Below are 24,847 nucleotides of genomic sequence, written 5' to 3' on the forward strand. Positions count from 1 at the left end.
GGGGCTTAGAGAACGAAATATAAGCCCGCCCCCGTGGGCCACCCGGTTGCCTCCTCCCCCGGCTAGAGAAGGGCAAAGCGGGCCTCGAGGCGAGGAAGATCCGCCTCCAGGAAACGGAGGGTGGCCTCGGTATCCAGGGCTAAGGGCCTAGGAAGGGCCACCTGGGCGCTAAGGCCTAGCTCCGGCAGGAGGAAGACCCCCTGCCCTCCCCTCTTCTCCACCAAGACCCCCCTCCCCTCGTACCCCTTTTCCATCAGGTACACCAGGGTCCAGTGGAGCTTGCTCCTCCTTTCCCCCTCCCGCACCAGATCGGCCATGGCCTCCGCCGCCCCCACCCGTTGCAGGACCTCCTCCTGGGAAAGGGGCTTATCCCCCTTGAGCCAGGCCCTAAGCTGCTGGTGGGCCACCAGGTCCAAATAGCGCCTCAGAGGGCTCGTCACCTGGGCGTAGAGGGGAAGGCCAAGGCCCTTATGGGGGGCGGGCACCGCCTTAAGCTGGGCCCGTTTCAGGGCCTTTCGCTGCTCCCACATGGCGCTTAGGCCCTCCCCTTCCACCCGCTTAGAGGGAGCCTCCTGGGTGGCGAAGGGAAAGGGAAGGCCTTCCCTATAGGCCAGGTGGGCAGCGGCGTAGCCCGCCAGGTGCATGGCCTCCTGCACCCAGATACGGCTTTCGTAGACCTCCAGGGGGCGGATGCGGATCTCGTCTCCTTCCAGGCGCACCTTGGCCTCGGGAAGGCGGAGCTCGAGGCCCCCCTGGGCCAGGCGCTTTCGCCGGAAGGCGAGGGCCAGTTCCCGCAAGGCCCCAAGCTCCGCCACCTCCATGGCCTCCCGGTAGCTGAGCCTCTTCACCCGCACCCAGCTCAACAGGACTTCCTCGGCAAGGATCTCCCCCTCGGGGGAAACCGTGAGGGCGAAGGTGAGGGCTGGGGAAACCTCCCTTAGCCCTAGGCCCAAGGCCTCGGTGACCCCAAGGGGAAGCATGGGCACCGTGCCCTCGGGCAGGTACAGGTTAGCCCCCCGGCGCAAAGCCTCCTGGTCCAAGGGGCTAAAGGGCGCCACCAAAGCCGCCACATCCGCCACGTGCACCCAAAGGCGAAACCCCTCCTCTACCCTTTCGGCAAAGACGGCGTCATCCGGGTCCTGGCTTTCCTCGTCGTCAATGGCGTAGGCAGGGAGGTGGGTGAGGTCCACCCGCTTTTCCTCGGGCAAAGGGGGCACGGGAAGGTTTGGGGGAGAAAGGTCCAGGCCAAGCCGCTTGGGGTGCGGGTTCTCCCGCCACCACACCCCCAGGCTAAGGAGAAGGGCATGGGCCGCCTCGGGGGTTTCGGGGAGGCCCAAGGCCCTAAGCACCCGGCTTTCCCTTCTTTCCCCCAAGGCCATGGCCTCCGCCTCCTGCACCAGGGGGCGGTCCTCCGGGGCGAGCGTCCCTTCCCTTAGCCGTTCCACCCCCTCCCGGAAACGCCGCTCCCTTTCCTCCCGCTCCCGTTTAGCCTGGAGAAGGGCCCTAAGCTCCCCCTGGGTTCGGGCCCGGACCCTCTCCCCTTCCAGGTAAAACCGCTCCCCCCTCTGGGCCAAGAGATAGGCGCCGTAGACGGCTTCCGGGGTATAGGCCCCAAAGACCAGCTCGGCCAACTCCCGGAGGCTTATCACCTGGCCCTGTAAGAGTTCCCAAGCGGTTTCCTCCTCCCCTTCGGGCACCCTTAAGTCCAGGGAAGCCGGCCCCGGATGGAGCCAAAGGACATCCTTGGAACGCACCCGGGCCCGCTCTCCCCCGGGCAGGGTGAGTTCCAGCTTGTCCCCCTTTGCCTCCGCCAGGGCGGGCTTGCCCTTGTAGATCACCAGCGCCGCCACGCCCTCAAGGATACCCTAGGGCCTAGATGCAATATGCTCCATGAAAAGGGGCAACACCGCCTCGAGAAACAGGCGGAGAAACCGCTTGACGGCATCCCGGGTTACGCCCTCCGTGAGGTCCAGCTCCCACTCCACCCAAGGATTTCCATCCCTGTCCAAATAGGCCCGGCTTTGGCGGTAGTCCCGGTTCCACTGGTTGATGCGCTCCAGGGTCACCTTGCGGCTGAACCCGGCGGAAAGGATGAGCAGGTTACACCGCCCCCCCTCACATACATCCAGTTCCAGCCAAACGGGTCCCATGCTGTTCAGCTCGAGGCGGAAAAGATCCTTTCCCGCAGGTCTATATTCCACCCCCATTTCCTTGAGCAACCCCTTTACCTCGCCCGGCGTCAGCCCCTTGATCACTCCCTGCCCCCACGCCAGACCCCAGCCCAGCACTGCCAAAGCCCAAAGAAACCCCATGACCACCCCCTGTTACCTCACGGGCGCCTCGAGGGGATAGAAAGGACTGTAGGCCACCGCCCACCCGGGTGAAGGCGGTGGGAAACACGTAGGCCAGAAGGGCCAGGACCCCGGGGACCAAAACCATAGGCAAAAGTCGGGAGGCTAAGACCCACACCTCCTGCCCCCACCCACACCCAGGCGGATACCCAGCGATAGCGTTTCTAGCCTGCTCCCACGCCTTCTTAAGGAGATGTAGGAGGCCGTTCCGCAAGGCCCAACGGCCCAAAGCCCCCCATCCTCATACCCTCGGGCTCCAGGGCCACCTGCAAGGAGGCCCGCAAAAGGGGACCCACGGCGGCGTAAAGGTAAAAGGCCGCCAACGCAACCAGGGGAAGGGAAAGGAAAACCACCCCCTGGAGAAAGAAGGCGGAACCTCCCACCAGAAAAACCCCTCCCCATGCCGCCTTAACCTGCCAAGGCCCATAGTTCAGGATTTCCATGGCCTCCCCAGATTGGCGAACCTCACTCCCCGCCGTAATCCCCCCACTCGTGGAGGAGGCCCGAGGGACCTTCCCAGTAAAGGTTCCCCGCCTCGTCCTGGTAGGTGGGCTCGGGGGTTTCCCCGGAAAGCATCTGGCTCCACTCCTCCGCCATCCAGGTGTTGAAGTCCCGATGCTCCTGGAGACTCTCCTCCAGGCCTGAGCCTCCGGTAAAGTCCCAGGGGCCACCGGGAAGGTCTGGGGAATACCCTTCCGGCATCTCGCCAAACCCATACCCATGGGGCCCAGAAATGCCTCCGTCGCCTGGCGCCGGAAAGGTAGGGACCTCTCCGCTTTGAGGGGCGCCAGGCATCAGAGGGGACCCAGGAGCCGGCGCCCCGTACCCCTGGCCAGCCCCTGGGCCCGGCCAGGCCGGCGAGCTACCTACCCCCTGCACCTCCAAGGAGGCCAAGACCGTTTCCACCTGGGGCCGAATCTGGGCCAGCTTGCCCGGCTCCCCGGTGAGGGTAAGCTGGTACCCCTCCTGCCCCACCACAAAGGCCCAGATCCAAAACTCCAAGGCCCTTCCCCCATGCCGTCCACGCCCGGCAAAGGCCATCGCTTGCACCCCACCCAAGGAGGCCATCTGGACCGGCCCCGGGGTAAACCCCTCCACCCCTTGGGCGTTACGCCAGGCCACCACCTGGGCGTACTGGAAGGCGTTCATGGGCTGCGGGAGAGGCTCCACCAGAAGGGTCAGGTTTTCCCGGAAGGTGTCCTTAGGGCCCTCAAGGGGGCTAAGGAGGGCCCAGCCCCCCTGCACCTCCTTGGCCTCCCACCCCTCGGGCACTTTAAGGCGCACCTGGCCCACCTTAACCTCCTTAGGCCCATCCGGAAGCAGGTTCCCCACGATCCCCAAAAGCAAAATGGCTGCCAACAAAAGGAGGAACCAGTCCCGCCTGGTCCGGGGCCAAAGGAGCTTCACCTTAGGCCTTTCCTCCATGACGTGTCCCTCGGTCTCCATACCTACCTCCTCACTCCTTCCCCCTTTACCTCGCGAAAAGGGGTGTAGGTTTCCGCCCAGCCGTCCCATGGGGACTTGCCCCCAAAAAGGGCAAAGAAGGCGTAGGCGGTGAAGGCCAAGCCCACCAAGAAGGGGACGAGACTCACGCCCTCGGCCCCATCGCCGAGCACGTAGCCCGCCAGCATCAGGCCCGCTCCCAACCAGAGCCAGACAAAAAGCCGCCGGTAACGTTCCCTAGCCCTCCGCCAATCCTCCAGAGCCTCCGAGGGGGGATAGAGAAGCCCGTTGAGCCAGCCTATCCCCCGCACCGAGAGCAGGTAGCGCCTTAGGTCAGGCACCTCCTTCCAATCAATTCCCAGGTGGGCCAGCATGCGGTCCCAGCCGGGCAGGTCCAGCCAAAGGGGCACCCTTTCTTCCCCAAAGGCCAGATGGAAAAGGGGTCCTGGGGACAGGCGACCCGCTTCCATCAACCTCAGCCACTGGGCCTCGGTGCCCTCCCCACAAAAGGGCCCCTCCAACCCCGAAAAGCGGTCCCTCGGGTAAAGCCTTCCGCCCACCCGAATCCCCTCAGGCTCCAAAACCACCTGGAACCCCCGGCGCAGAAGGGGCCCCACGGCGGAAGGGTAAAGGAAAAGCCCTAGCAAGAGGGCGACCAACCCCAGGCCCAAGCCCCAGACCCACTCCCCCTCCGCCGCCAAGACCACGCCCAGCCAAAGGAGGAACCCCAGGATCAGAAGCCCTAGGGCAAGGCGGCCCAAAGCGGCCTGCATCTGCCAAGGTGCGTAGGCTAAAACCTCCATGCCTCACCTAACCCGATAAAGGATCAAGGCCTCGAGGGCGTAGCTGGTGTGGGCGCTTTCCGACTCCCGTGCCCCCATTCGGTACTCGTATTTCAACACCCGGGTACGGGGATCGTACCCAAGGGCAAAGGCCCAACCTGAGGCGAAGGTGCGCCCAGCCGAGCCCCCCGTGGCCATGTACCCGATCTCTACAACCCCATCCCCATCAAAGTCGTCAGCAAGGCGACCCGAGGCGTAAAACTGGGCGTTAGGGGGCATGCCGGCTATGGGGGAGGGGACGAGGCGGTGCAAAAAGGGCTTATCCGGGTACACGGGGCAGGCCCAGCCGTCCGTGACAGGTTGCCCACCTTGGTCCAAAAGCTCGCAAGCGGGGCTCACCAGGTAGACCACCTGGGGCTGGCCTTGGGGGCCAAATTCCGTCCCCCGGTAGATCCCTTGCGGCGTCCGTTCCAGGGTGAAAAGAAGGCGAGCTGGGAGGGACCTCTGCCGGATTACCTGCCCCGTGCGCACATCCCGCTCCCGCTCCACTCCCCCGGCTATCTCCACCCGGTAGGAGGGCCGGGTGAGAACGGGTTTCCCGGGGGCGGGGTAACCGGCGGACCCCGCAGCGGTGCACGCCATGCCGGTCATGGGGTCCATCCGCGGGGCGTAGGGCCCCATGCACATGGCGACGGCCATCTGCTGCAAGCAGGCCACGTAGGCCTTACCCCCTTGGGCCAGATAGCCCTGGCACTGGGCATGGGCCTGGCGGCGGAGCTCCTCGTAAGGCCCAAAGCTCGGCGGATAGACCACCTGCTGGGCCAGGGCCCAGACCAAAAGAAGGCCCAGCCCCCACCCAAAACCCCTCCATGGAAAGCGCTTCATGGTCTCAACACCCCTTTTCCTTTCAGCGGACCTCCTTTAGGGTGTAGCGGGTGCAGGGATTACGGGCCTTTTTCAGATCGCAGTACACAAAATAGGCCAGCCAGCCATCCTGGCGGTACGCGATTTCCAGACGGATCTGATCATCCTGAAAACGGTAGAGAACCAGGTTGCCTTGAAGGGTACGGCTAAGCCGGTCGCCGCCAATCTCCGTCCTACCCGTATGCCACACGGGTGGCAATAACACCTCCTTGCCCTCCTGTAGGCCAAAACCGTCCAGGAGGTAGGTTTCCTCGCTACGACCTTCGGCGTCCTCCACCACTTCCGTAACCCGCCAGCGGCCGCCGCCCACAGGCTCTATGCGGTAGTAGAGCCCTCCCAGCACCACAGCGAACTGTTTGCCATCCCCCACCTCCTTGCCGTAGCTAAGCTGGACAGTCCGGTTAGCGGGCGGAGTAAAAGCCGGCTTGGCCGAGCTCGGGCTTGGCGAGGGAAGCTGGGATGCCCCTGGGGAGGTAGGGGGCTGAGAGGGCAGACCAGGGCCAGGAGGCACCGGCCCCGGCATCCCCGGAGACGGGTACCCAGGCACCTCAGGTAGACCAGGAGGGGCTACCCCGGGCATCCCCCCTCCCCCCAAAAACTGCACCTGGGCCAGAAGTTGCTGGAATAGGGGTTGTACCTGGGGGAACACCTGTGCGGGCGCAGTGAGCTGCAGGCCGTAAGCCCGGCTACCCTCCACCGTGTAAACGGATAGGTCCACGTAGTTTTGCCCCTGAAAGACCACCTGGCTCACCACACCCAACGCAGGCCTGCCCCCCAAGGTCAGGCCTGAAAGGGGCTGCCGCTGCACCTGGATGCCCTGCTGGCGCAAGGCCTGGTCCTGCTGAGCCAAACGTTGGAGGTTGAGCTGGTGAAAGCTTTGGGGGTCCATGGGCTGGCCCAAGTCCATGGAAGTGGCGTAAAGCTCCGCACCAACTGGGTTGAAGAACATCACGGTCAGGCCCTCCCCAAAAGGCACCTCCTGTACCAACTGGAAACCCTGTGGGATGGGAAACGCCATCCCCAAAGCCGGGTTCTGGTACACCTGTGCGCCTGCCCGGGGCACCCCCGGACCCCCGCCAGGCGCCTGGGGGAACCCTGGTAAACCCATCTGGGCCCAAGCCCATCCTAGGGCCAGCAAAAACCCTACCGCCTTCCACATGACCCTTTTCATGTCTTCCCCCTCCCTGCACTCCCCTTTGCCTCATCCAAAAGCCCTATAACCTCTCCTCCGGCCACGCCTTCCTCGTGCCTAGCCTCCGCAAGGGGCAAATCCAGCAAGGCCCTTTGCCATCCTCCCCTCCAAGGCGCGGTCCTAGGCCCTCTGCCCTTGGCAGACCCCCTGTCTCTTTTCCGCAACCTCTCACCCCCATTCCCACCCTAGCCAGCCGACCTTACATATCCCTTAAACGGGAGGACGGTATAGTGGGCGGGATGGAGTGGGACCTCTCCGACCTCTATGCGGGCCCTGAGGACCCGGCCCTCGAGGCCGACCTCGCCGAAGCCTTTCGCCTCGCTTCGGACCTCAACCCGGAAGGCCTCCTGGACTCACAAGGGGCGGAAAGCCTCTTCCGCCGCTACGAAATGGCCCTGGAAAAGGCCTACAAGCCCTTGAACTACGCCTCCCTCTACTTCGCCACCCGCACCCAGGACCCTTCCGCCAAGGCCCTTTTGGACCGGGTCAGGAACCGCTACACCGAGGTGCGAAACCGCCTTCTGCCCCTGGAGGTGGCCCTGCGCCGGCTTTCCGAGGAGGCCTTCCAGGCCCTCCTGAACCACCCTGGCCTTGCCGACCTTCGCCACTTCCTGCAAAGGCAACGGGCCTACGCCCCCCATACCCTCTCCGAGCGGGAGGAGGAGCTTTTGAACCTTAAGGGCCTGGTGGGTAGGAGCGCCTGGAGCCAGTTCTACACGGAGTACACGGGCCGCTTCCGCTTCCGGGTGGGGGAAAGGGAGCTTACCGAGATGGAGGTACGGGCCCTCAGGCGGGACCCCGACCCCGGGGTACGGCGGGAGGCCCACCGGGAACTTTACGGGAAACTCCTGGCCGAGGCCCCCACCCTAAGCGCCGTCTTCAATGCGGTCTACCTGGACTATATCCAGGACCTTCGCCTCAGGAACTTTGCCCATCCCCTCGAGCCCGTGGCCCTCCGGGACGAGGTGGGGGTGAAGGATATAGAGGCCCTCCTCGAGGCCACCCAGGCCCACTACCCCCTGGTGGAGGCCTACTACCGCTGGAAGGCTCGGCGTCTGGGGCAGGAGAAGGTGCCAAGCCCTGACCTCCTGGCCCCCTTGGGCGAAAAGCCCAAGATCCCCTTTGCGGAGGCCAAGGACCTGGTCCTCACCGCCTTCCGCCGCTTCTCCCCCGAGGTGGCCGGCATTGCCCAGGAGTTTTTTGCCAAGCGCTGGATTGACGTCTACCCTAGGCCCGGAAAGCGGGGTGGGGCCTTCTGCTCCGGGGGGCTTCCCTCCACCCACCCCTATGTCCTCCTCAACCACACCGACGACCTGGACGCCGCCCACACCCTGGCCCATGAGCTGGGGCATGGAGTCCACTTCTACCTGGCGAGGAAGCAGCGCCTTCTCAACTTCGGGGCCTCCACCCCCTTGGCGGAAACCGCCAGCGTCTTTGCGGAAATCCTCCTGGACGACCTCCTGTTGGAGAGGCTTTCCGGGGAGGAGCGCACCTTGCTCCTGGCGGAAAGGGTGGAAGATGCCATCAACACCCTCTTCCGTCAGGTGATGTACACCCTCTTTGAGCGGCGGAGCCTCGAGGCCCGCCAGGAAGCGGCCCTTTCCCCTGAGGCCTTCCACGGGATCTGGCAGGAGGAGCAGGCAAGGCTCTACGGGGATGCCGTGGCCTGGACAGAGCTGGACCAAGCCGCCTGGGCGGGTATCCCCCACTTCGTCCACTACCGCTTCTACACCTACAGCTACGCCCTGGGGTACCTGGTGGTGCTGGCCCTCTACGGCAAATATCAGGAGGAGGGAAGGGCCTTCGTGCCCAAGTACCTGGGGATCCTCGAGGCGGGGGAAGGCCAAAGCCCCCAGGAAATCCTGGCCAAAGCCGGCGTGGACCTGGCCTCCGAGGCCTTCTTCCGCTATGGCTTCGGGGTGTTGGAGTCTTGGCTCAAGGCCCTTCCCTAAGGCAGAATAGGGGGATGGACCTGGTCTTTCGCCCCGGGCGCTACCCCTACCTCACCCAGGACCTTCCCGGTGTGGGAGGGAGCATCCGCCTTCTTCCCCAGGACTTCCAGGTGGAGGAGGTGCCCGCCTACCTGCCCAGCGGGGAAGGGGAACACCTCTACTTCCTCCTGGAGAAGGAAGGCCTCACCACCCGCCAGGTGGTGGAGTTTTTGCGGGACGAGGTGGGGGTTCCGGAAAAGGAGATCGGGGTGGCGGGGCTCAAGGACAAGCACGCCAGGACCCGGCAGTGGTTCTCCATCCCCCGCAAGTACGAAGACGTCCTCTGTCTGCTGGAAAACCTTAGGGGTACCCGGCTTTTGCAAGCCAGCCTGCACACCAACAAGCTCCGCACGGGCCACCTTAAGGGAAACCGCTTCCGCATCCTCATTCGCAAAGCCCAGGATGGGGAGAAGGCCCGGGCCATCCTGGAGGTCCTAAAGGCCAAGGGCATCCCCAACTACTACGGCCCCCAGCGCTTTGGCCTTGGGGGGCAGAATCCCGTCAAGGGTTATGCCCTGGTGAAAGGGGGCAAGGGGAGGGGGAATCCCTGGCTTAAGCGCTTCCTGGTTGGAAGCCTCCAGAGCCTCCTCTTCAACGACTGGGTGGCCCTAAGGATGGAAAGGGGGCTCTACGACCGGGTGATCCCCGGGGACTGGGCCAAAAAGCACGCCACGGGAGGGGAGTTTCTGGTGGAGCGGGAAGAGGAGGCGGAACGGGCCTTGAGGCTGGAGATCAGCGCCACCGGGCCCCTCTTTGGCAAGAAGTACCCGGAGGCCCAGGGCGCGGCCAGGGCCCTGGAGGACGAAATCCTGGCCCGCTATGGGCTTATGCGGGAGGAGTTTCGCGCCCGCCGGGGGGCAAGGAGGCCCATCCGTATCCCCCTCATGGAGTGGACCCTGGAGGAAACCCCAGAAGGCCTATGGCTCAGCTTCTTTCTGCCCAAGGGGAGCTACGCCACCAGCCTCCTCAGGGAGGTGATGAAGGCGGAGGTGGACGCCCCGGAGGAGGAAGAAACCCTGGGGGAGGGCTAAACCCTCCCCCAGTCTCGGATAGCCTTAGAAGCGGTAGCCCACCTTCAGCTGGCCTGCCAGCTTACCGGCCGCCACCCCCAGGTCCCCACCCAGGAAAAGGGGCGCCCCCAAGGTAGCCTTAAGGTCATACTCGGCATCGGCCCGGAAGTAGAGGCTGGTGCTGGCAAACTGGAAGCCAGGGACCACCACCCCAAGTCCCACCCCCGCCCTCAGGCCCTCGGCAAAGGGGTAGAGGTAGCGGAAGAGGAAGGCCCCGTTCCAGTTGCCGTTCACGTCATAGGCCAGGTCCAAGGCCGGCCGTACCTCTCCCACCGGGGGTTGGAAGAGCTGGCAGTGCCAGGAGGCCTCGAGGCCAAAGCCCTGGGTACCCCCTATTACCGCCAAGGAGGGCTTCAGGTTCTCCACGGAAAACTGCGCCAGGCTTAAGCCCAAAACCACCGCCAAAACACCGAGAATCCTTCGCATACCTACCTCCTGTAAGCATGTTACCCCATATTCAAGGCTTGGTGCAAGGTCTCCCCTAGGAAATCTCCAGGGAACACCCGATACCCCCTCTCCCTAAGCACAGCCCCCACCGCCTCCCCCACCCCCCGGACCAGGATGGGGGGTGAGCCCAGGTTCAGCATGACCAAAAAGCCCGCCACGTACTCGGCCAGCTCCTCCGGGGCCATCCTGGGCCCTCCCGTGCGGCCGTGGCCGGGAAGGTCCAGGAGGTAAAAGGTGAAGCCTTCGGGAAGAGGCTCGGGCCAAGCGCCCGCCTCCTCCGCCAGAAGGACCACCGCCGGTCCCCTCCCCACCCGGTCAAAGACCAGGTTTAGGCCGTAGAGGTGAAGGTACCCACTCCGCCTCATAGGGCAAGGCCTCCGGGCAAGGGGCGGAAGGCCTCCCCCAGGAGGAAATCCCCCACCAGGTCCAAAACCTCTTCCCAGGCCTCCCAAGGCACCAGGTGGCCGGCCTCCTCCAGGGTGAAGCGCAAGGCCTCCCCCCTGGCGAAATCCGCCACCTCCTTGCCGTAGAAAGGAGGGGTAAAGGCATCCCAGGCTCCCTGGACCACCAGGACCCGGGCCTCCGTGCCCCTAAGCCAACGGCGCTCGTCGGAAAGCCCCTCCAGCAAGGCCAGCCAAGCCCTCACCCCCTCCTCGGACAACCCCTCCTTCCAGAGGCGCACGATCTCCTCGCTACCCACGCTCCGGGGGCCGAAGAAAAGGGCCCGGCCCACCCGGGCGAATCCCTCCAGCCCTAACGCCTCTAGGCCCAGCCTTAAGGCCGCCAACTTGGCGGAGAGCAGGGCATCCCGCCTCAGGATGGGGGAAAGGAGCACCAGGCTTTTCGCCCCCTCCTGAAAGGCCACCTTCAAGGCGGCAAGGGCCCCTTCCCCAAAGGCGATGAGGTGAAGCCCCTCCTCGGAAGGGAGGTCCAGGAAGAAGTCCAGGCCTGCAGGGGGTGCCAGGAGGCCGGGGAAAAGGCGGATCTCACCCACGCCCCCTTTATACTCCAGGGCATGGAGGGAAAAACCATTCCCCAGCGGGAGACCCTGGATACCACCCTGGGCGTGCGTTACCTGAAGCTGGAAAAGGACGAGGTGGTGGCCGAGCTGGCGGTAACCCCCAAGGTGCACCAGCCCTTTGGCTTCCTCCACGGGGGAGCCACGGTGGCCCTGGCGGAAAGCGTGGCCAGCGTGGGGGGGTTCCTCAACTGCCCACCGGGGCATGCCGCCTTCGGCCTGGAGATCAACTGCAACCACATCCGCAGGAAAAGCCAGGGCACCATCCGGGCCGTGGGTAGACCCCTCCACCTGGGCCGCACCACCCAGGTGTGGGAGGTGAAGGTTTACGACGAGGAGGACAAGCTGGTGGCGGCAAGCCGGTGCACCCTGGCGGTGGTGCCCCTAGAACCAGGTGCGTAGCCAGCGAAGCCAGTTTTCCCCCAGGAAGGCCTCGTCCCCCAAGGCCCAGAGGTCCCGGTGCCGGTCCAGGCCCGAGGGAACCGCCTCGAGGCCAAACCCCCCATCCCAGTCCGTGCCCAGGCCTACCCCCTGGGGGCCCAGGATGGCTTCGGCATGGGCCTTGTGGCGGGAAAAGGCCTCGAGGGGAAGCCGGGGATCCCCCCGCCTCCAGTTGAGATCCAAGAAGGCGTTGAAGGGCACCAGGCCCAACACCCCATCCCGCTCCCTCAGGGCCTCCATAAGCCGGTCGGAGAGATGGCGGGGGGAGGGCACCAGGGCCCGGGCGTTGGCATGGGTGGCGCAGACCGGGCCGGAAAAGGCCTCCAGGGCCTGAAAGGCGGCCTCCTCCGCCAGGTGGGAGAGGTCCAGGGCCATCCCCAAGGCCTCCATCTCCCGTAACAGGGTCTTTCCCGCCTCGGTAAGGGGGGCTTCCTCGGCGTTGCCCCCGGCGTAGGCGTTCCGGGTGGTCCAGGTGAGGGAAAGGAGCCTAAGGCCCTTTTGGCGCAACGGGGCCAGCTCCTTGGGGGAGGCGAGGGCGTGGGCCCCCTCCAGGAGGAGCACCAGCCCTGGGACAAGGTCCTGGGGATAGCGGGCCAGGTGCGCCTCGAGGTCCTTACCCTCCCGCAGTATCCGCACCCAGCCCTGGGCCTCCCAGGTTTCGTACAGGGCCAGCTGGGCGTACACCTCGTCCTGCCAGTCGGCCTGCCCCCCCTCCCGGGGGTCCACGAACAAGGTGGCGAAGGCCACGGCCACCCTGGCCTCCCGAAGGCTGGGGAGGCTAACCAGGGGGGTATCGGGATGGGGGTCCCCTTCCCGCAGACGGTCCAAGGGAAGGGAAAGGTCCCGGCCCAGGGCCCGGGCGTTATAGGCCAGGTCCAGGTGGGCGTCCACCATGACGGGCTCCATAGGGGCACTCTACAATGGGAAACGTGCGGCTTTCCCAGCTTCCTCCCCTGCCCGAGGCCCCCGGGGTCTACTTGTGGAAGCAAGGGGAAGAGGTCCTCTACGTGGGCAAGGCCAAGAACCTGAGGGCCCGGGTGCGGAGCTACTTCCACGCGGTAGGCAAGGCGGCCCGCATCGCCCAGGAGGCCACCGCCTTGGACTTCATCGCCACCCGGGACGAGGTGGAAGCCCTCCTCCTCGAGGCCAACCTCATCAAGGCCCACCGCCCGCCCTACAACGTCCTCCTCAAGGACGACAAGCACTACCCCTTCCTAAAGCTCACCCAAGAACCCTTTCCCACCCTTTTGGTGGTGCGGCGGGTGGAGGAGGACGGGGCCAAGTACTACGGCCCCTTTCCCGAGGCGGGCGCCTTAAGGCGCATCAAGACCCTCATCGACCGCATTTTCCCTTTGCGCAAAAACTCCGGCTACCCCATGAAAAGGCGGCGCTACCCCTGCCTGAACTACAGCATGGGCCGTTGCCTGGCCCCTTGCGTGGGCCTGGCCGACCCCAAGGCCTACCAGGAGGCGGTTCGCCAGGTGGAGGCGGTGCTGGAGGGGAAGGTGGACCACCTCCTGAAGGAGCTGGAAGCCAAGATGCGGGAGGCCGCCCAAAGGCTGGAGTTTGAGCGGGCGGCGGAGATCCGGGATCAAAGGGAGGCCCTAAAGGCCTTCTTCTCCACCGCTCAGCAGGCCGTTGACCCAAGGATGGGGGACCTGGACTTCCTGGGCCTGGCCCAGGCGGGGCCCTTGGCGGTGGTGCAGCTTTACCAGGTGCGCTCGGGGCGCATCCTGGGAAGGATCAGCCGGGTGGTGGAGAAGGAGGAGACGAGCCTCGAGGAAATCCTTTGGGCCTTCCTCAGGGACTACTACCTGCAGGCCTCGCCCCTGCCGCCCTTGGTCTTGCTTCCTTTCCCCCTGGAGGACCTGGAGAGCCTGGAAACCCTCCTCCGCCGCCGGGCCGGGCGGAAGGTGGAGCTGAGGGTGCCCAAGAAGGGGGAAAAGCTAAGGCTTCTGGAGCTGGCGGAAAGGAACGCCCGCCTGGCCCTGGAAACCGAGCTCAAGCACCGGGAGAAGCGGGGGGACCACCCGGCCCTAAAGGCCCTCCAGGAGATCCTGGGGCTTGCCCAAAGGCCTTTCCGCCTCGAGGGCTACGACATAAGCCACCTCCAGGGCCAGGCCCGGGTCTTCTCCCTGGCGGTCTTTGAGGGGGGAAGGCCCAAGCGGGCGGAGTACCGCAGGATGCGGCTAAGGGCGGGAAACGACGACTATGCCGCCATGGAGGAGGGGGTTTACCGGCGTTTCACGGGAAGCCTTAAAGACCTGCCCCTCCCTGACCTCCTCCTCATTGACGGCGGCCTGGGCCAGGTGCGGGCTGCGGCCAGGGCCTTGGAAAGGGCAGGGCTGAACCTTCCCCTGGTGGGCCTGGCCAAGCGGGAGGAGGTCCTCCTCACCCCCGAGGGCCGGGAGATCCGCCTGCCCCTGACCCATCCGGCCCTGCAGCTCCTCATCCACCTGCGGGACGAAACCCACCAAAACGGGCTTCGCTACCACCAGAAGCGGAGAAGCCAGGAGCTATTCCAGGTGCTAAAGGGCATCCCGGGAATCGGCGAGGCGAGAAGGCGCCTGCTCCTTGAGCGCTATGGGGGGCTTAAGGCCTTGAGGGAAGCCCCTTTGGAGGAGCTCGCCCGCCTGCCCGGCATGAACCGCAAGGCCGCCGAAGCCCTCAAGGCAGCCTTGGAGGCTCCCCTTAAGGAAGCTTAACCACCACCGGCCTGAGGCGGTTTTCCCGGGTCCCGTCCCCCAGTTGCCCGTACTCGTTTCTGCCCCAGGCGTAAAGGACACCTTCCCGGGTTAGGGCCAGGCTATGGGCATCCCCGGCGGCGAGGGCCACAACCCCCCTTAGGCCTTCCACCGGGCGGGCCTCGAGGCGCCCTTCCTGGCTTCCATCCCCCAACTGGCCGGCCTCGTTGGCCCCCAAGGCCCACACCTCCCCCTCCTTGGTCAGGCAAAGGAGATGCTCCCGGCCCGCCGCCAAGGCCACCACTGGCGGCAGGCCTTCAAGCCGCCTCGGCGTGGCGGAATCCAAGCCGAAAAGGTACACGGAGCCATCCGCCAAAAGGGCCGCGCTGAAGTTACCCCCGCCCACGGCCTGGACCACCCGGAACAGACCCTCCACCGGCAAGGGCTTGGAACGAGACTCCACCGTACCGTCCCCCAGCTGGCCCGAAAGGTTGGCCCCCCAGGTGTAAAGCCGCCCCTCACGGGTGATGGCCAGGGAGTGGAAGTACCCCGCCGCCACCGCCATCACCGGCGGAAGCCCTAGAACCCGTACGGGCGACCTCCGTCCCTCAAAGGTGCCATCCCCCAGCTGGCCCTCGGTGTTAGCCCCCGAGGCGTACACCGCCCCACCCTCCGCCAGGAAAAGGCTGTGCTGGTGCCCTCCCGCCACGCCCAGGATCCTGGGCAACCCCTCCACCCGCACTGGCCGGCCCTGGCTGGCCCAGGAACCCAGGCCCAGCTGGCCCTCCTCGTTGCGGCCAAAGGCCAGCACCCTTCCCTCCGGGTCCAAGGCCAGGGTATGGGCCTCGCCCGCCGCCACGGCCACCACACCCTGGAGCAAAAGTACCGGGCGGTTGCGGTTTAGGAAGGTTCCGTCCCCCAGCTGGCCATGGTAGTTCCAACCCCATCCCCATAGGGCACCCAGCTTGACGAAGCCTTGCTTAAGGAAGAGGCTGTGCCCAGAACCCGCCGCCAGCATACCCTGGGAAAGGGCCATCCCCAAGAGCCAAAACCCCAACCCACACCACCGGTGCCATCCCATAATCCCAGGTTAAGGGCGGCCGCCTAAAACCCCCTTAAACCCTGGGGTAAGATAACCCCCTGATGGTGCGCCGCGCCCTGGAAGAAGCCATCCACTGGGCCCTCAAGGAGATGGGCCTGGACCTCCGCCTGAAGGTGGCCAAGGCCCCCCAGGATAAGCCTGGGGACTACGGGGTTCCCCTCTTCGCCCTGGCCAAGGAGCTACGAAAACCCCCTCAGGCCATCGCCGAGGAGCTCAAGGCCCGTCTGGACCTGCCCCCCTTCGTGGAGGAGGCCATCCCGGTGGGCGGGTACCTGAACTTCCGCATCCGCACGCGGGATCTGCTGAAGGAAGCCCTTAGGCCCAAGGGCCCCTTCCCCAAGAGGGAAGGCCTGGTGCTCATTGAGCACACCTCGGTGAACCCCAATAAGGAGCTCCACGTGGGCCACCTGCGCAACATCGCCTTAGGGGACAGCCTGGCCCGCATCCTGGACTATGCCGGGCGGGAGGTCCTGGTCCTTAACTACATTGACGACACAGGCCGCCAGGCAGCGGAAACCCTTTTCGCCCTAAGGCACTACGGCCTCACCTGGGACGGAAAGGAAAAGTACGACCACTTCGCCGGCAGGGCCTACGTGCGCCTCCACCAGGACCCCGAGTACCCCAACCTGCAAGGGGGCATAGAGAAAATCCTCCACGCCTTGGAGCGGGGGGAGCTTAGGGAAGACGTCAACCGCATCCTCCTGGCCCAGATGGCCACCATGAAGGCCCTAAACGCCCATTACCACCTTCTGGTGTGGGAGTCGGACATCGTCCGGGCGGGGCTTTTGGAAAAGGCCCTAACCATTTTGGAACAAAGCCCCCATGTGTTCCGCCCAGAGGAGGGCAAGTACGCAGGGGCCCTGGTCATGGACGCAAGCCCCTTCATCCCCGGGCTGGAAGACCCCTACTTCGTCCTGGTGCGCTCCGGTGGCGCCGCCACCTATTACGCCAAGGACATCGCCTTCCAGTTCTGGAAGATGGGCCTTCTGGAAGGGCTCCGCTTCCAGCCTTACGAGAACCCCTACTACCCCCAGCTTAGGACCAGCGCCCCCGAGGGGGAGGCCTACACCCCCAGGGCCCGGGAGACGGTAAACGTGATCGACGTGCGCCAAAGCCACCCCCAGGCCCTGGTGCGGGCCGCTTTGGCCCTGGCCGGCTACCCCGAGCTTGCGGAAGGCGCCTTCCACCTGGCCTATGAAACCGTGCTCCTAGAGGGCAAGCAGATGTCCGGGCGCAAGGGCCTGGCGGTGAGCGTGGACGAGGTCCTGGAGGAGGCCCAAAGGCGGGCCCTTAGGGTCATAGAGGAAAAGAACCCCCAGCACCCCGCCAAGGAGGAGGCCGCCAAGATGGTGGCCCTGGGGGCCATTCGCTTCGCCATGGTCAAGACCGAGCCCAAGAAGCAGATAGATTTCCGCTACGCCGAGGCCCTTTCCTTTGAAGGGGACACGGGGCCTTACGTGCAGTACGCCCACGCCCGGGCCCACAGCATTCTGCGCAAGGCCGGGGAGTGGGGGGAGGCGGACCTCGCCCAGGCCACCTCCTACGAGCGGGAACTGGCCTTAGCCCTCCTGGACTTTGAGGAGGCGGTGCTCGAGGCCGCCGAGGAGAAAACCCCCCATGTCTTGGCCCAGTACCTCCTGGACCTCGCAGCCAGCTGGAACGCCTACTACAACGCCAAGGAGGACGGGCGGCCCGCCACCCCGGTGCTGACGGCGCCTTCGGGCTTAAAGGAGCTTCGCCTTGGCCTGGTGAAAAGCCTGCAAGAAACCCTGCAGACCGGGCTTTCCCTCCTGGGCATCCCCGCCCCTGAGGTAATGTAAGGGCATGCGCCTTGTCCTCGCCGTCCTCCTCCTTTCCCTTTTGGCCTTGGGCCAGCGCCTGGTCTCCCCTGAGGAGCTGGCCCGAAGCCAGGTGATCCGCAAGGCCCTGCCCGCAGTGGTCCGCGTCCAGGGTTCCCCCACGGCCCCTGGGGAAAACCAGGTGGTGGGCACCGGCTTCTTCGTAAGCCCTTTTCGCGTGGTTACCAACTACCACGTGGTCCAGGACCTCACCGACCTTACCGTGCGCCTTGCGGACGGGCGCACCTTCCCGGCGGAGCGCTTCGCTGTGGACCCGGGTATCGACATCGCCCTCCTCACGGTGCGGGGACTCCAAGCCCCGGGCACGCTAAGCTTTAGCAAAACCCCTGCCTCAAGCCTTCCTTTGGGGATGGGGGTGGTGCTGGTGGGGTTTCCCTTCGGCCAAGGTCCTTTGGCCTCCTACGGCATCCTTTCCGGGTTGGGGCCACTGGAGGTCCCCACCCCCGACCCCAGCCTGGGGGCCGAGGTGGGGGAATATCTCTTCACCGATGCCCCCCTCACCGTGGGCAACTCGGGAAGCCCTCTTCTAAGCCTGCAGGGGGAGGTGATCGGGGTGGTGGCGGACGTGGTGGGGGGGCCCTCAGGGGTGGGAGGCATCGGGGTGGCTATCCCTGCGGAGTTGGTGGCGCAAAGCGTCCAGGACCTGGAGCGCTTCGGCATCCCCCAACGGGGCTGGCTGGGAGCCAGCCTGGTGAGCCTGGACGAGCTGCCGCCCGTGCTCCTTCGGGCGGTGGGCCTCACCACCACCCAGGGGGCCATGGTGGACCGGGTGGAACCGGGTAGCCCCGCAGCCCGGGCCGGTCTAAGGGGAGCCCAGCGGGACGCCCAGGGAAGGCTTCTCGCCTTAGGGGATGTGATCCTGGCGGTGAACGGGAAGGCGGTCAAGGACAAGGCGGAGGTGGTCCGCCTCATCGCCCGTTACCGCCCCGGGGACCGGGTACGGCTAACCCTTTGGCGGGATGGGCGGAGGCTCGAGGTCACCCTCACCATGGTGGCCAGGCCCGTAAGCCGCTAGGCTACCTTGCGGAGGTAAGCGTGTACATCGCCATAGAAGGCCCTATCGGCGCAGGCAAAACCACCCTGGCCCGGCTTCTTGCGGGGAGGCTTGGGGCCGAGCCCCTCCTGGAGGTGGTGGAGGAAAACCCTTTCCTGCCCCTTTTCTACCAGGACCCCAAGCGCTACGCCTTCAAGACCCAGGTCTTCTTCCTCCTCTCCCGTTACCGGCAGCTTGCCCGCCTTCGGGAAAGGCCCCTTTTCGGCGGGGTGGTGGCCGACTACCTCTTTGACAAGGACGCCATCTTCGCTAGCCTCAACCTGGAAGGCCCCGAGTGGGACTTGTACCTGGACCTTTACCGGGAGCTTTCCCCCAAGCTTCCCCCGCCTGACCTCACCGTCTACCTTAGGGCCCCGGTGCCCGTGCTGTTGGAGCGCATCCGGAAACGGGGCAGGCCCTTTGAGGAGGGGATGGACCCCGCCTACCTCGAGGCCCTCTCCCAGGCCTACGAGCGCCACTTTGCCCGCTACGCCCATCCCCTTTTGGTCCTGGAAGCGGACCAGCTGGACTACAGCCAGCCCGGCCCCGACCAGGACCGGGTGGTGGCCCTGGTAAAGGCCCATCTCCTCCAAGGGGAAGCCCAACCCTAAAGCCATGTACCTGGCCATCGCCGGCAACATCGGTAGCGGCAAGAGTACCCTCACCGCCCTTCTGGCGGAGGCCTTCGGCCTAAAGCCCGTCTATGAGGCGGTAAGCGAAAACCCCTATCTGGAGGACTTCTATCGGGAGATGGGGACCTACGCCTTTCACTCCCAGATCTTCTTCCTCTCAAGGAGGGTGCGCCAGCACCTTTTGGAGATCAACGGGGCCAAGGCGGTGGTCCAGGACCGCACCGTCTACGAGGACGCTTGGGTCTTCGCCAAGAATCTCCACCGGGAAGGCTATTTAAGGGAGCGGGACTGGCGGACTTATATGGATCTTTTCCAGAGCGTAGCCCCAGCCCTTCGTACGCCCGACCTTCTCATCTACCTCCGGGCCAGCCTCCCCACCCTGAGAAGGCGGATAGGAAAGCGGGGCAGGCCCTTTGAGCAAGGCCTTCCTGACCGCTACCTCTTGCGGCTTAACGAGCTTTACGAGGAGCTCATCGCCTCCTGGAACCTCTCCCCCGTCTACGTGGTGGAGGCGGACCGGATAGACTTTGTGGAAAGGGAGGAGGACCGCGCCGCTTTGCTGGCCGCTTTGCGCCCTTGGATCCAACCATGACCCTGGAGGAACTCTTCGCCCCCTATGGCCTGAAGGCCCCGCCCCTGAAGGTCCTGGGCCTGACCCAGGATTCCAGGCGGGTTGCCCCCGGCTTCGTCTTCGTGGCCATCCCCGGGGTGCCCCTTCCCCACCGCAGGCCCTTGGACGGGCATGACTTTATCCTCGAGGCCCTGGAAAGGGGGGCCATCGCCGTGGTGGGGGAAAGGGAGCTCAGCCTTCCCGTCCCCTACCTGAGGGTGAAGGACGCCCGCCTGGCCCTGGCCCACCTCTCCCGGCGCTTCCACGGGGAGCCCGACCGGAGGCTTTCCCTTTTGGGGGTTACGGGCTCCAAGGGCAAGAGCACCACGGCAAGCCTCCTTCACCACCTCCTGCAAGCCGGCGGGGAACCGGCCGCCCTCCTCTCCACGGTGGGGCTTAGGCTGGGGGAGGACAAAAGGCCTCCCATCGGCCACTTCACCACCCCTGAGGCCCCGGGGGTCTACGGGTTTCTCCAGGAGGCCGCGGACAAGGGACTACAGGCGGCGGTTTTAGAGGTTTCCAGCCACGCCCTGGCCCTAAAGCGGGTGGAGGGGCTTGCCTACCGGATCGGGATCTTCGTGAACTTCTACCCCGACGACCACCTGGACCTCCACGGCACCGCCGAGGCCTACTTTGCCGCCAAGGCCCTGTTGGTGGAGCGCTCCCGCCTGGCCATCCTCAACACCCGCCTGCCCCACCTAGACCGCCTCCCCCTTCGCTCTCGCCTGCTTTTCGGTCCCGGCGGGGAGGTGTGGGGGGAGGCTCTAAAGGAGGGAGAAGAGGGCCTGCGCTTCACCCTTCGCACCCCCTGGGGCTCTGGGGAGGCCTTCGTCCCCCTGCTGGGCGCTTACAACCTGGATAACGCCCTGGCGGCAAGCGCCGCCGCTTTGGCCTATGGGCTTCCCCTGGAGGGGGTGCTTCAGGGCTTGGCCACCTTCCCCGGGGTGCCGGGACGCATGGAGGTGGTGCAGAAGGAGCCCTTCCGGGTGGTCATAGACTTTGCCCACACCGGCAAAAGCCTGGAGGAAGCCCTAAGCACCCTCTCCCGGACCACCCGGGGAAGGCTTCTCTTGGTGGTGGGGGCTGCCGGGGAGCGGGATCCCAAGAGGCGGGAGGACATCGGCCGGGTGGCGGCGAGGCTGGCCCACAAGACCTTTTTCACCGAGGAGGACCACCGCACGGAGGACCTCTTGGCCATCCTCGAGGCCATGGCCCAGGCCGCCCGGGAGGAAGGGGGCCTTTTTGAGGTGATACCCGACCGCAAGGAGGCCATCTTCCGCGCCCTCTCCGAGGCCCGGGAGGGGGATACCGTGCTCCTCGCCGGCAAGGGGCACGAGCGCACCCTGGAAAGGGGCACCCTGGCCCTCCCCTGGAACGAGAAGGAGGTGGTCCTGGAAGGGCTTAGGGCCCTGGGCCTAGGTGGAGGCCACCACCCCTAGGGAGGCCAGCCATTCCGCAAAAGCCCTAAGGCCCCGACGGTACATGGCCTCCCGCTTCTCCCTCTTCCCCATCCTCCCCTCCACCGGGGGTACCAGGCCCCAGTTGGCGTACATGGGCTGGAAGCCCTGGGGGTTGGCGGTGGCCAGGAAACGGACCAGCCCTCCCAGCATGCTCTCCTCCGGCGGAACCACGGGCTTCAGCCCCAGCGCCCGCCTGGCGGCGTTCAGCCCCGCCAGAAACCCCGTGGCGGCGCTTTCCAGGTAACCCTCCACCCCCGCCAGCACCCCGGCGGCGAAGAGGCCTTCCTCCTCCTTGAACTCCAGGGTCTCCCGCAAGAGAAGAGGGGCGTTTAGATAGGTGTTGCGGTGCATCACCCCGTAGCGCACGATCTCGGCATTTTCCAAGCCCGGGATCATCTGGATGAGCCGCTTCTGCTCGGGCCACTTAAGCCCCGTCTGGAATCCCACCAGGCTCCACATCCGCCCCGCCTTGTCCTCCTGGCGAAGCTGCACCACGGCAAAGGGCTCCTTGCCCGTCCTTGGGTCTTTAAGGCCCACGGGCTTCATGGGGCCAAAGAGGAGGGTCTGGTAGCCCCTTCGGGCCAGTTCCTCCACGGGCACGCAGGCCTCAAAGAACTCCCGCTTTTCCCATTCATGAGGGGTGTGGGCCTCCGCCTCGAGGAGGGCTTGGTAAAACCGCCGGTACTCCTCCTCGGTCAGGGGGCAGTTGAGGTAGTCCGCCTCCTGTCCGTAGCGCCCGGCGCGAAAGCACCTTTCCAGGTCAATGCTCTCGTAGAGGACGATGGGGCTTGCCGCATCAAAGTAGCTTAGGAAGTGGTCGCCGAAGCGGCGCCGTATGGCCTGGGAAAGGGCATCGGAGGTGAGGGGTCCCGTGGCCAGGATGGCCGGGCCCTTGGGGATTTCCGCCACCTCCTCCCGCACCACCTCTACCAAGGGGTGCCGGGAAAGCTTTTCCGTAATGTACTGGCTAAACTCCTCCCGGTCCACGGCCAAGGCCCCACCTGCCGGCACCCGGGCCCTATAGGCCGCCTCCATCACCAGGCTCCCCGCCTGGCGCATCTCCGCCTGGAGGAGACCCTTGGCGTTGGTGGCCCCCTCGCCCCCCAGGGAGTTGGAGCAGACGATCTCCGCCAGGTGTCCCGTGGCGTGGGCTGGGGTCATCTTTTTCGGGCGCATCTCATAGAGGCGCACCGGCACCCCAAGCCGCGCCAGGGTCCAGGCGGCCTCGCTTCCCGCCAAGCCCCCGCCCACCACCGTTACCCGTTCCATCCTTTAGATGCTACCATCCAGCTGCCCTTGGGAAAAGGGCCGCTAGCGGGTAGAATAGCCCTATGGCGGTGCGGCACCGGTTCAAGGTGCATCCCCTATGAGCCTAGCCAAGCGCATCATCCCCTGCCTGGACGTCCACGCGGGACGCGTGGTGAAGGGGGTAAACTTTGTGAACCTCCGGGACGCCGGTGACCCCATAGAGGCCGCCCAGGCCTACGATGAGGCCGGGGCCGACGAGCTGGTCTTTCTTGACATCTCCGCCACCCACGAGGAACGGGCCATCCTCCTGGAGGTGGTGGCCCAGGTGGCGGAAAGGGTCTTTATCCCCCTTACCGTGGGGGGAGGGGTCCGCTCCTTGGAGGATGCCCGGAGGCTCCTTTTGGCCGGGGCCGACAAGGTGAGCGTGAACTCCGCCGCGGTGAAGCGCCCTGAGCTCATCCAAGAGCTTGCCGACCACTTCGGCTCCCAAGCGGTGGTCCTGGCCATAGACGCTCGCTGGAACGGGGACTTCCCCGAGGTCCACATCGCCGGGGGACGGGTCCCCACGGGGCTTCATGCGGTGGAATGGGCAGGAAGGGGAGCAGAGCTTGGCGCTGGGGAGATCCTCCTCACCAGCATGGACAAGGACGGCACCAAGGCGGGCTACGACCTAACCCTTACCCGCCTGGTGGCCGAAGCGGTGAACGTGCCGGTGATCGCCAGCGGCGGGGCGGGACACATGGAGCATTTCCTGGAGGCCTTCCTGGCCGGGGCCGATGCCGCCTTGGCGGCCAGCGTCTTCCACTTCGGGGAAATCCCCATCCCCAAGCTTAAGGAGTTCCTGGCCCAACGGGGCTTGGAGGTGCGTTTAGATGGATCTATCCCAAGTGAAGTTTGACCCAGAGGGCCTGGTGCCCGTGGTGGTGCAGGACGCCAAAACAGGGGAGGTCCTGACCCTGGCCTACGCCAACCGGGAGGCCTTGGAGGAGACCCTGAGGACCGGGCGAAGCACCTTCTATAGCCGTAGCCGCAAGGCCCTTTGGCGCAAGGGGGAGACCTCGGGGAACATCCAGGAGGTGGTGGAGGTTCTCCTGGACTGCGACGGGGATGCGGTGGTCTATAGGGTTCTCCCCCATGGCCCTGCCTGCCACACGGGGGAAAGGAGTTGCTTCCACCGCCCCCTCCTTCCGGGAAAGCCCAGCCTGGGCTTTGTCCTGGCCCAGGTCTACGCCACCATCCAGGAGCGCCTAAGAACCCTCCCCGAGGGAAGCTACGTGGCCAAGCTCCACCAGGCAGGCCTGGACCGCATCCTGAAGAAGATTGGGGAGGAGGCTGGGGAAGTGATCCTCGCCGCCAAGAACCAAAACCCTGAGGAGGTGCGCTGGGAGGCTACGGATCTCCTCTTCCACCTCCTCCTGGTGCTGGCGGAAACGGGGGTCAGCCTCGAGGACCTGGCCCAGACCCTCTGGGAGCGGCACCGGCCCCAAGGGAGCCCTGCCCCCAGTTGAGCGCCCCCTTCCCCCGGGCCCTAGCGCCTTCCTTGGGCTTTAGGGCTAAGCCAGAGCCTTCCTTCCAGTATGATGGAAGCATGGAAATAGAACGCCGGCTGGTCCTCGAGGTGGTGCGGGTTACGGAGCAGGCCGCTCTGGCGGCAAGCCGCCTAGCGGGCAAGGGGGACAAGGACGCCGTGGACGAGGCGGGCACCCAGGCCATGCGCCGGGTCCTGAACGAGCTTCCCATCAAGGGCACGGTGGTCATCGGCGAAGGGGAGATGGACGAGGCCCCCATGCTCTACATCGGGGAGGTTTTGGGGCAGGGCGGTGTGGAGGTGGACATCGCCGTGGACCCCGTGGAGGGCACCACCACCGCCGCCAAGGGCCTGCCCAACGCCGTGACCGTGATCGCCATCAGCGAAAAAGGCGGCCTCTTCCACGCCCCCGATATGTACATGGAAAAGCTTATCGTCCCCCCACCCGCCGCCGGGCTGGTGGACCTCTCCTGGCCGGTTTCCGCCAACTTGAAGGCCTTGGCCCTGGCCCTCCAGCGCTCCGTGGAGGACCTGGTGGTGGTGGTCCTGGACCGCCCCCGCCACGAACGCCTCATCCGCGAGATCCGCGAGGCAGGGGCCCGGGTGAAGCTGATCTCCGATGGCGATGTCATCGCCGCCCTGGCCGCCGCCATCCGGGGCACGGGGGTGCATGCGGTGATGGGGATCGGTGGGGCCCCAGAAGGGGTCTTGGCCGCCGCCGCCCTTAAATGCCTGGGCGGGGAGATCCAGGCCCGCTTCACCCCGCAAAACGAGGAGGAGCGCGCCCGGCTAAGGGCCATGGGCGGGGACGAAAACCGCATCTACCGCACCGAGGACCTGGCCCCGGGGAGGGAGATCGTCTTCGCCGCCACCGGTATCACCGATGGGGACATCCTCCAGGGGGTCCGCTTCTTCGGGGGCGGGGCCAGGACCCACTCCATCGTCCTAGGGCACACCACCCGCACCGTGCGCTTCATAGACTCCATCCACCTCTTTGAAACCGGAGCCCGGGTCACCATTCGGGTTTAGACT

Annotated in this window: 25 protein-coding genes; 12 read left to right on the top strand and 13 right to left on the bottom strand. The window is 65.7% G+C overall.

Annotation, left to right across the window (positions count from 1 at the left end):
• Positions 1-62 precede the first annotated feature (62 nt).
• From DK874_RS00645 to DK874_RS00675, 7 genes are all read right to left on the bottom strand, one after another.
• Positions 63-1,850, bottom strand: coding sequence for an RNB domain-containing ribonuclease (locus DK874_RS00645; protein ID WP_114311756.1), 1,788 nt, complete (start codon positions 1,848-1,850; stop codon positions 63-65).
• A 15-nt stretch (positions 1,851-1,865) separates the two neighbouring features.
• The gene (locus DK874_RS00650) at positions 1,866-2,255 is read right to left on the bottom strand and encodes a YbjN domain-containing protein (protein ID WP_240307567.1); all 390 of its coding nucleotides are present in this window, start codon (positions 2,253-2,255) and stop codon (positions 1,866-1,868) included.
• A 281-nt stretch (positions 2,256-2,536) separates the two neighbouring features.
• Positions 2,537-2,794, bottom strand: coding sequence for a hypothetical protein (locus DK874_RS00655; protein WP_114311760.1), 258 nt, complete (start codon positions 2,792-2,794; stop codon positions 2,537-2,539).
• 22 nt (positions 2,795-2,816) lie between these two features.
• The gene (locus tag DK874_RS00660; protein ID WP_114311762.1) at positions 2,817-3,797 is read right to left on the bottom strand and encodes a hypothetical protein; all 981 of its coding nucleotides are present in this window, start codon (positions 3,795-3,797) and stop codon (positions 2,817-2,819) included.
• Between the two features lie 2 nt (positions 3,798-3,799).
• A complete protein-coding gene (locus tag DK874_RS00665) occupies positions 3,800-4,597 on the bottom strand; it encodes a hypothetical protein (protein WP_162798680.1) in 798 nt (265 codons plus the stop codon).
• Between the two features lie 3 nt (positions 4,598-4,600).
• Positions 4,601-5,461 carry a hypothetical protein gene (locus DK874_RS00670; protein WP_114311767.1) on the bottom strand — a complete coding sequence of 287 codons (861 nt, stop codon included), beginning with the start codon at positions 5,459-5,461 and terminating at the stop codon, positions 4,601-4,603.
• 22 nt (positions 5,462-5,483) lie between these two features.
• Positions 5,484-6,518, bottom strand: a complete 1,035-nt coding sequence (locus tag DK874_RS00675; protein ID WP_240307571.1) for a hypothetical protein — start codon at positions 6,516-6,518, stop codon at positions 5,484-5,486.
• A gap of 413 nt (positions 6,519-6,931) precedes the next feature.
• Here DK874_RS00675 and DK874_RS00680 point away from each other — a divergent pair, with 413 nt between their 5' ends.
• Entirely contained in the window at positions 6,932-8,644 is a 1,713-nt protein-coding gene (locus DK874_RS00680) for a M3 family oligoendopeptidase (protein WP_114311771.1), read from the top strand.
• Positions 8,645-8,658: 14 nt separating this feature from the next.
• On the top strand, positions 8,659-9,714 hold the full coding sequence (gene truD, locus DK874_RS00685) for a tRNA pseudouridine(13) synthase TruD (RefSeq protein ID WP_114311773.1): 1,056 nt from the start codon (positions 8,659-8,661) through the stop codon (positions 9,712-9,714).
• Between the two features lie 24 nt (positions 9,715-9,738).
• On the opposite strand, the gene DK874_RS00690 is transcribed toward truD, so the two are convergent.
• From DK874_RS00690 to DK874_RS00700, 3 genes are read right to left on the bottom strand one after another with little or no spacing between them, the layout of a single operon-like run.
• On the bottom strand, positions 9,739-10,179 hold the full coding sequence (locus DK874_RS00690; RefSeq protein ID WP_114311776.1) for a hypothetical protein: 441 nt from the start codon (positions 10,177-10,179) through the stop codon (positions 9,739-9,741).
• Between the two features lie 20 nt (positions 10,180-10,199).
• Positions 10,200-10,565 (bottom strand): alpha/beta fold hydrolase, encoded by a 366-nt coding sequence (locus DK874_RS00695; RefSeq protein ID WP_114311779.1) that lies wholly within the window; start codon positions 10,563-10,565, stop codon positions 10,200-10,202.
• Entirely contained in the window at positions 10,562-11,194 is a 633-nt protein-coding gene (locus DK874_RS00700; RefSeq protein ID WP_162798681.1) for an alpha/beta fold hydrolase, read from the bottom strand. The genes DK874_RS00695 and DK874_RS00700 overlap by 4 nt, the downstream gene beginning before the upstream one ends.
• Before the next feature lie 21 nt (positions 11,195-11,215).
• Between DK874_RS00700 and DK874_RS00705 the strand changes: the two genes are divergently transcribed.
• The gene (locus DK874_RS00705; protein ID WP_114311781.1) at positions 11,216-11,620 is read left to right on the top strand and encodes a PaaI family thioesterase; all 405 of its coding nucleotides are present in this window, start codon (positions 11,216-11,218) and stop codon (positions 11,618-11,620) included.
• On the opposite strand, the gene DK874_RS00710 is transcribed toward DK874_RS00705, so the two are convergent.
• Entirely contained in the window at positions 11,603-12,565 is a 963-nt protein-coding gene (locus DK874_RS00710; RefSeq protein ID WP_114311783.1) for a dipeptidase, read from the bottom strand. The two genes, DK874_RS00705 and DK874_RS00710, sit on opposite strands and share 18 nt — an antisense overlap.
• Before the next feature lie 14 nt (positions 12,566-12,579).
• On the opposite strand from DK874_RS00710, the gene uvrC reads away from it, so the two are divergent.
• Positions 12,580-14,364 (top strand): excinuclease ABC subunit UvrC, encoded by a 1,785-nt coding sequence (gene uvrC, locus DK874_RS00715; protein ID WP_162798682.1) that lies wholly within the window; start codon positions 12,580-12,582, stop codon positions 14,362-14,364.
• Here uvrC and DK874_RS00720 read toward each other — a convergent pair.
• Positions 14,351-15,424: an RCC1 domain-containing protein gene (locus DK874_RS00720; RefSeq protein ID WP_114311786.1), complete on the bottom strand. Its 1,074-nt coding sequence runs from the start codon at positions 15,422-15,424 to the stop codon at positions 14,351-14,353. The two genes, uvrC and DK874_RS00720, sit on opposite strands and share 14 nt — an antisense overlap.
• 62 nt (positions 15,425-15,486) lie before the next feature.
• Here DK874_RS00720 and DK874_RS00725 point away from each other — a divergent pair, with 62 nt between their 5' ends.
• Genes DK874_RS00725 through DK874_RS00745 form a run of 5 tightly spaced genes read left to right on the top strand, consistent with a single transcriptional unit; the run spans position 15,487 to position 21,018 of the window.
• The gene (locus DK874_RS00725) at positions 15,487-17,265 is read left to right on the top strand and encodes an arginine--tRNA ligase (RefSeq protein ID WP_114311788.1); all 1,779 of its coding nucleotides are present in this window, start codon (positions 15,487-15,489) and stop codon (positions 17,263-17,265) included.
• A gap of 4 nt (positions 17,266-17,269) precedes the next feature.
• A complete protein-coding gene (locus DK874_RS00730) occupies positions 17,270-18,319 on the top strand; it encodes a S1C family serine protease (RefSeq protein WP_114311791.1) in 1,050 nt (349 codons plus the stop codon).
• A 20-nt stretch (positions 18,320-18,339) separates the two neighbouring features.
• On the top strand, positions 18,340-18,948 hold the full coding sequence (locus DK874_RS00735; protein WP_114311793.1) for a deoxynucleoside kinase: 609 nt from the start codon (positions 18,340-18,342) through the stop codon (positions 18,946-18,948).
• Positions 18,949-18,952: 4 nt separating this feature from the next.
• Positions 18,953-19,561, top strand: coding sequence for a deoxynucleoside kinase (locus tag DK874_RS00740; protein ID WP_114311795.1), 609 nt, complete (start codon positions 18,953-18,955; stop codon positions 19,559-19,561).
• Positions 19,558-21,018, top strand: a complete 1,461-nt coding sequence (locus tag DK874_RS00745) for a Mur ligase family protein (protein WP_114311798.1) — start codon at positions 19,558-19,560, stop codon at positions 21,016-21,018. The genes DK874_RS00740 and DK874_RS00745 overlap by 4 nt, the downstream gene beginning before the upstream one ends.
• Here DK874_RS00745 and trmFO read toward each other — a convergent pair.
• A complete protein-coding gene (gene trmFO, locus DK874_RS00750) occupies positions 20,995-22,308 on the bottom strand; it encodes a methylenetetrahydrofolate--tRNA-(uracil(54)-C(5))-methyltransferase (FADH(2)-oxidizing) TrmFO (RefSeq protein WP_114311800.1) in 1,314 nt (437 codons plus the stop codon). The two genes, DK874_RS00745 and trmFO, sit on opposite strands and share 24 nt — an antisense overlap.
• Positions 22,309-22,405: 97 nt before the next feature.
• On the opposite strand from trmFO, the gene hisF reads away from it, so the two are divergent.
• The 3 genes from hisF to glpX all read left to right on the top strand — a co-directional run bounded on the left by hisF (position 22,406) and on the right by glpX (position 24,844).
• Entirely contained in the window at positions 22,406-23,185 is a 780-nt protein-coding gene (gene hisF / locus DK874_RS00755; RefSeq protein ID WP_114311803.1) for an imidazole glycerol phosphate synthase subunit HisF, read from the top strand.
• A complete protein-coding gene (gene hisIE / locus DK874_RS00760; RefSeq protein WP_114311805.1) occupies positions 23,160-23,795 on the top strand; it encodes a bifunctional phosphoribosyl-AMP cyclohydrolase/phosphoribosyl-ATP diphosphatase HisIE in 636 nt (211 codons plus the stop codon). Before hisF ends, hisIE begins: the two co-directional genes overlap by 26 nt.
• A gap of 80 nt (positions 23,796-23,875) precedes the next feature.
• On the top strand, positions 23,876-24,844 hold the full coding sequence (gene glpX / locus DK874_RS00765) for a class II fructose-bisphosphatase (protein ID WP_114311852.1): 969 nt from the start codon (positions 23,876-23,878) through the stop codon (positions 24,842-24,844).
• The last annotated feature ends 3 nt before the right edge of the window (positions 24,845-24,847 follow it).

The organism is Thermus caldifontis (assembly GCF_003336745.1).
GTDB classification, from domain to species: Bacteria; Deinococcota; Deinococci; order Deinococcales; family Thermaceae; genus Thermus; species Thermus caldifontis.

Bases quoted from the DNA above. Each gene is read 5' to 3' on its own strand.
- DK874_RS00655 (WP_114311760.1), bottom strand. From the start codon at position 2,794: ATGGAAATCCTGAACTATGGGCCTTGGCAGGTTAAGGCGGCATGGGGA.
- DK874_RS00660 (WP_114311762.1), bottom strand. From the start codon at position 3,797: ATGGAGACCGAGGGACACGTCATGGAGGAAAGGCCTAAGGTGAAGCTC.
- DK874_RS00665 (WP_162798680.1), bottom strand. From the start codon at position 4,597: ATGGAGGTTTTAGCCTACGCACCTTGGCAGATGCAGGCCGCTTTGGGC.
- DK874_RS00670 (WP_114311767.1), bottom strand. From the start codon at position 5,461: ATGAAGCGCTTTCCATGGAGGGGTTTTGGGTGGGGGCTGGGCCTTCTT.
- DK874_RS00675 (WP_240307571.1), bottom strand. From the start codon at position 6,518: ATGGCGTTTCCCATCCCACAGGGTTTCCAGTTGGTACAGGAGGTGCCT.
- DK874_RS00680 (WP_114311771.1), top strand. From the start codon at position 6,932: ATGGAGTGGGACCTCTCCGACCTCTATGCGGGCCCTGAGGACCCGGCC.
- truD (WP_114311773.1), top strand. From the start codon at position 8,659: ATGGACCTGGTCTTTCGCCCCGGGCGCTACCCCTACCTCACCCAGGAC.
- DK874_RS00690 (WP_114311776.1), bottom strand. From the start codon at position 10,179: ATGCGAAGGATTCTCGGTGTTTTGGCGGTGGTTTTGGGCTTAAGCCTG.
- DK874_RS00695 (WP_114311779.1), bottom strand. From the start codon at position 10,565: ATGAGGCGGAGTGGGTACCTTCACCTCTACGGCCTAAACCTGGTCTTT.
- DK874_RS00705 (WP_114311781.1), top strand. From the start codon at position 11,216: ATGGAGGGAAAAACCATTCCCCAGCGGGAGACCCTGGATACCACCCTG.
- DK874_RS00710 (WP_114311783.1), bottom strand. From the start codon at position 12,565: ATGGAGCCCGTCATGGTGGACGCCCACCTGGACCTGGCCTATAACGCC.
- uvrC (WP_162798682.1), top strand. From the start codon at position 12,580: ATGGGAAACGTGCGGCTTTCCCAGCTTCCTCCCCTGCCCGAGGCCCCC.
- DK874_RS00720 (WP_114311786.1), bottom strand. From the start codon at position 15,424: ATGGGATGGCACCGGTGGTGTGGGTTGGGGTTTTGGCTCTTGGGGATG.
- DK874_RS00725 (WP_114311788.1), top strand. From the start codon at position 15,487: ATGGTGCGCCGCGCCCTGGAAGAAGCCATCCACTGGGCCCTCAAGGAG.
- DK874_RS00730 (WP_114311791.1), top strand. From the start codon at position 17,270: ATGCGCCTTGTCCTCGCCGTCCTCCTCCTTTCCCTTTTGGCCTTGGGC.
- DK874_RS00740 (WP_114311795.1), top strand. From the start codon at position 18,953: ATGTACCTGGCCATCGCCGGCAACATCGGTAGCGGCAAGAGTACCCTC.
- DK874_RS00745 (WP_114311798.1), top strand. From the start codon at position 19,558: ATGACCCTGGAGGAACTCTTCGCCCCCTATGGCCTGAAGGCCCCGCCC.
- trmFO (WP_114311800.1), bottom strand. From the start codon at position 22,308: ATGGAACGGGTAACGGTGGTGGGCGGGGGCTTGGCGGGAAGCGAGGCC.
- hisF (WP_114311803.1), top strand. From the start codon at position 22,406: ATGAGCCTAGCCAAGCGCATCATCCCCTGCCTGGACGTCCACGCGGGA.
- hisIE (WP_114311805.1), top strand. From the start codon at position 23,160: ATGGATCTATCCCAAGTGAAGTTTGACCCAGAGGGCCTGGTGCCCGTG.
- glpX (WP_114311852.1), top strand. From the start codon at position 23,876: ATGGAAATAGAACGCCGGCTGGTCCTCGAGGTGGTGCGGGTTACGGAG.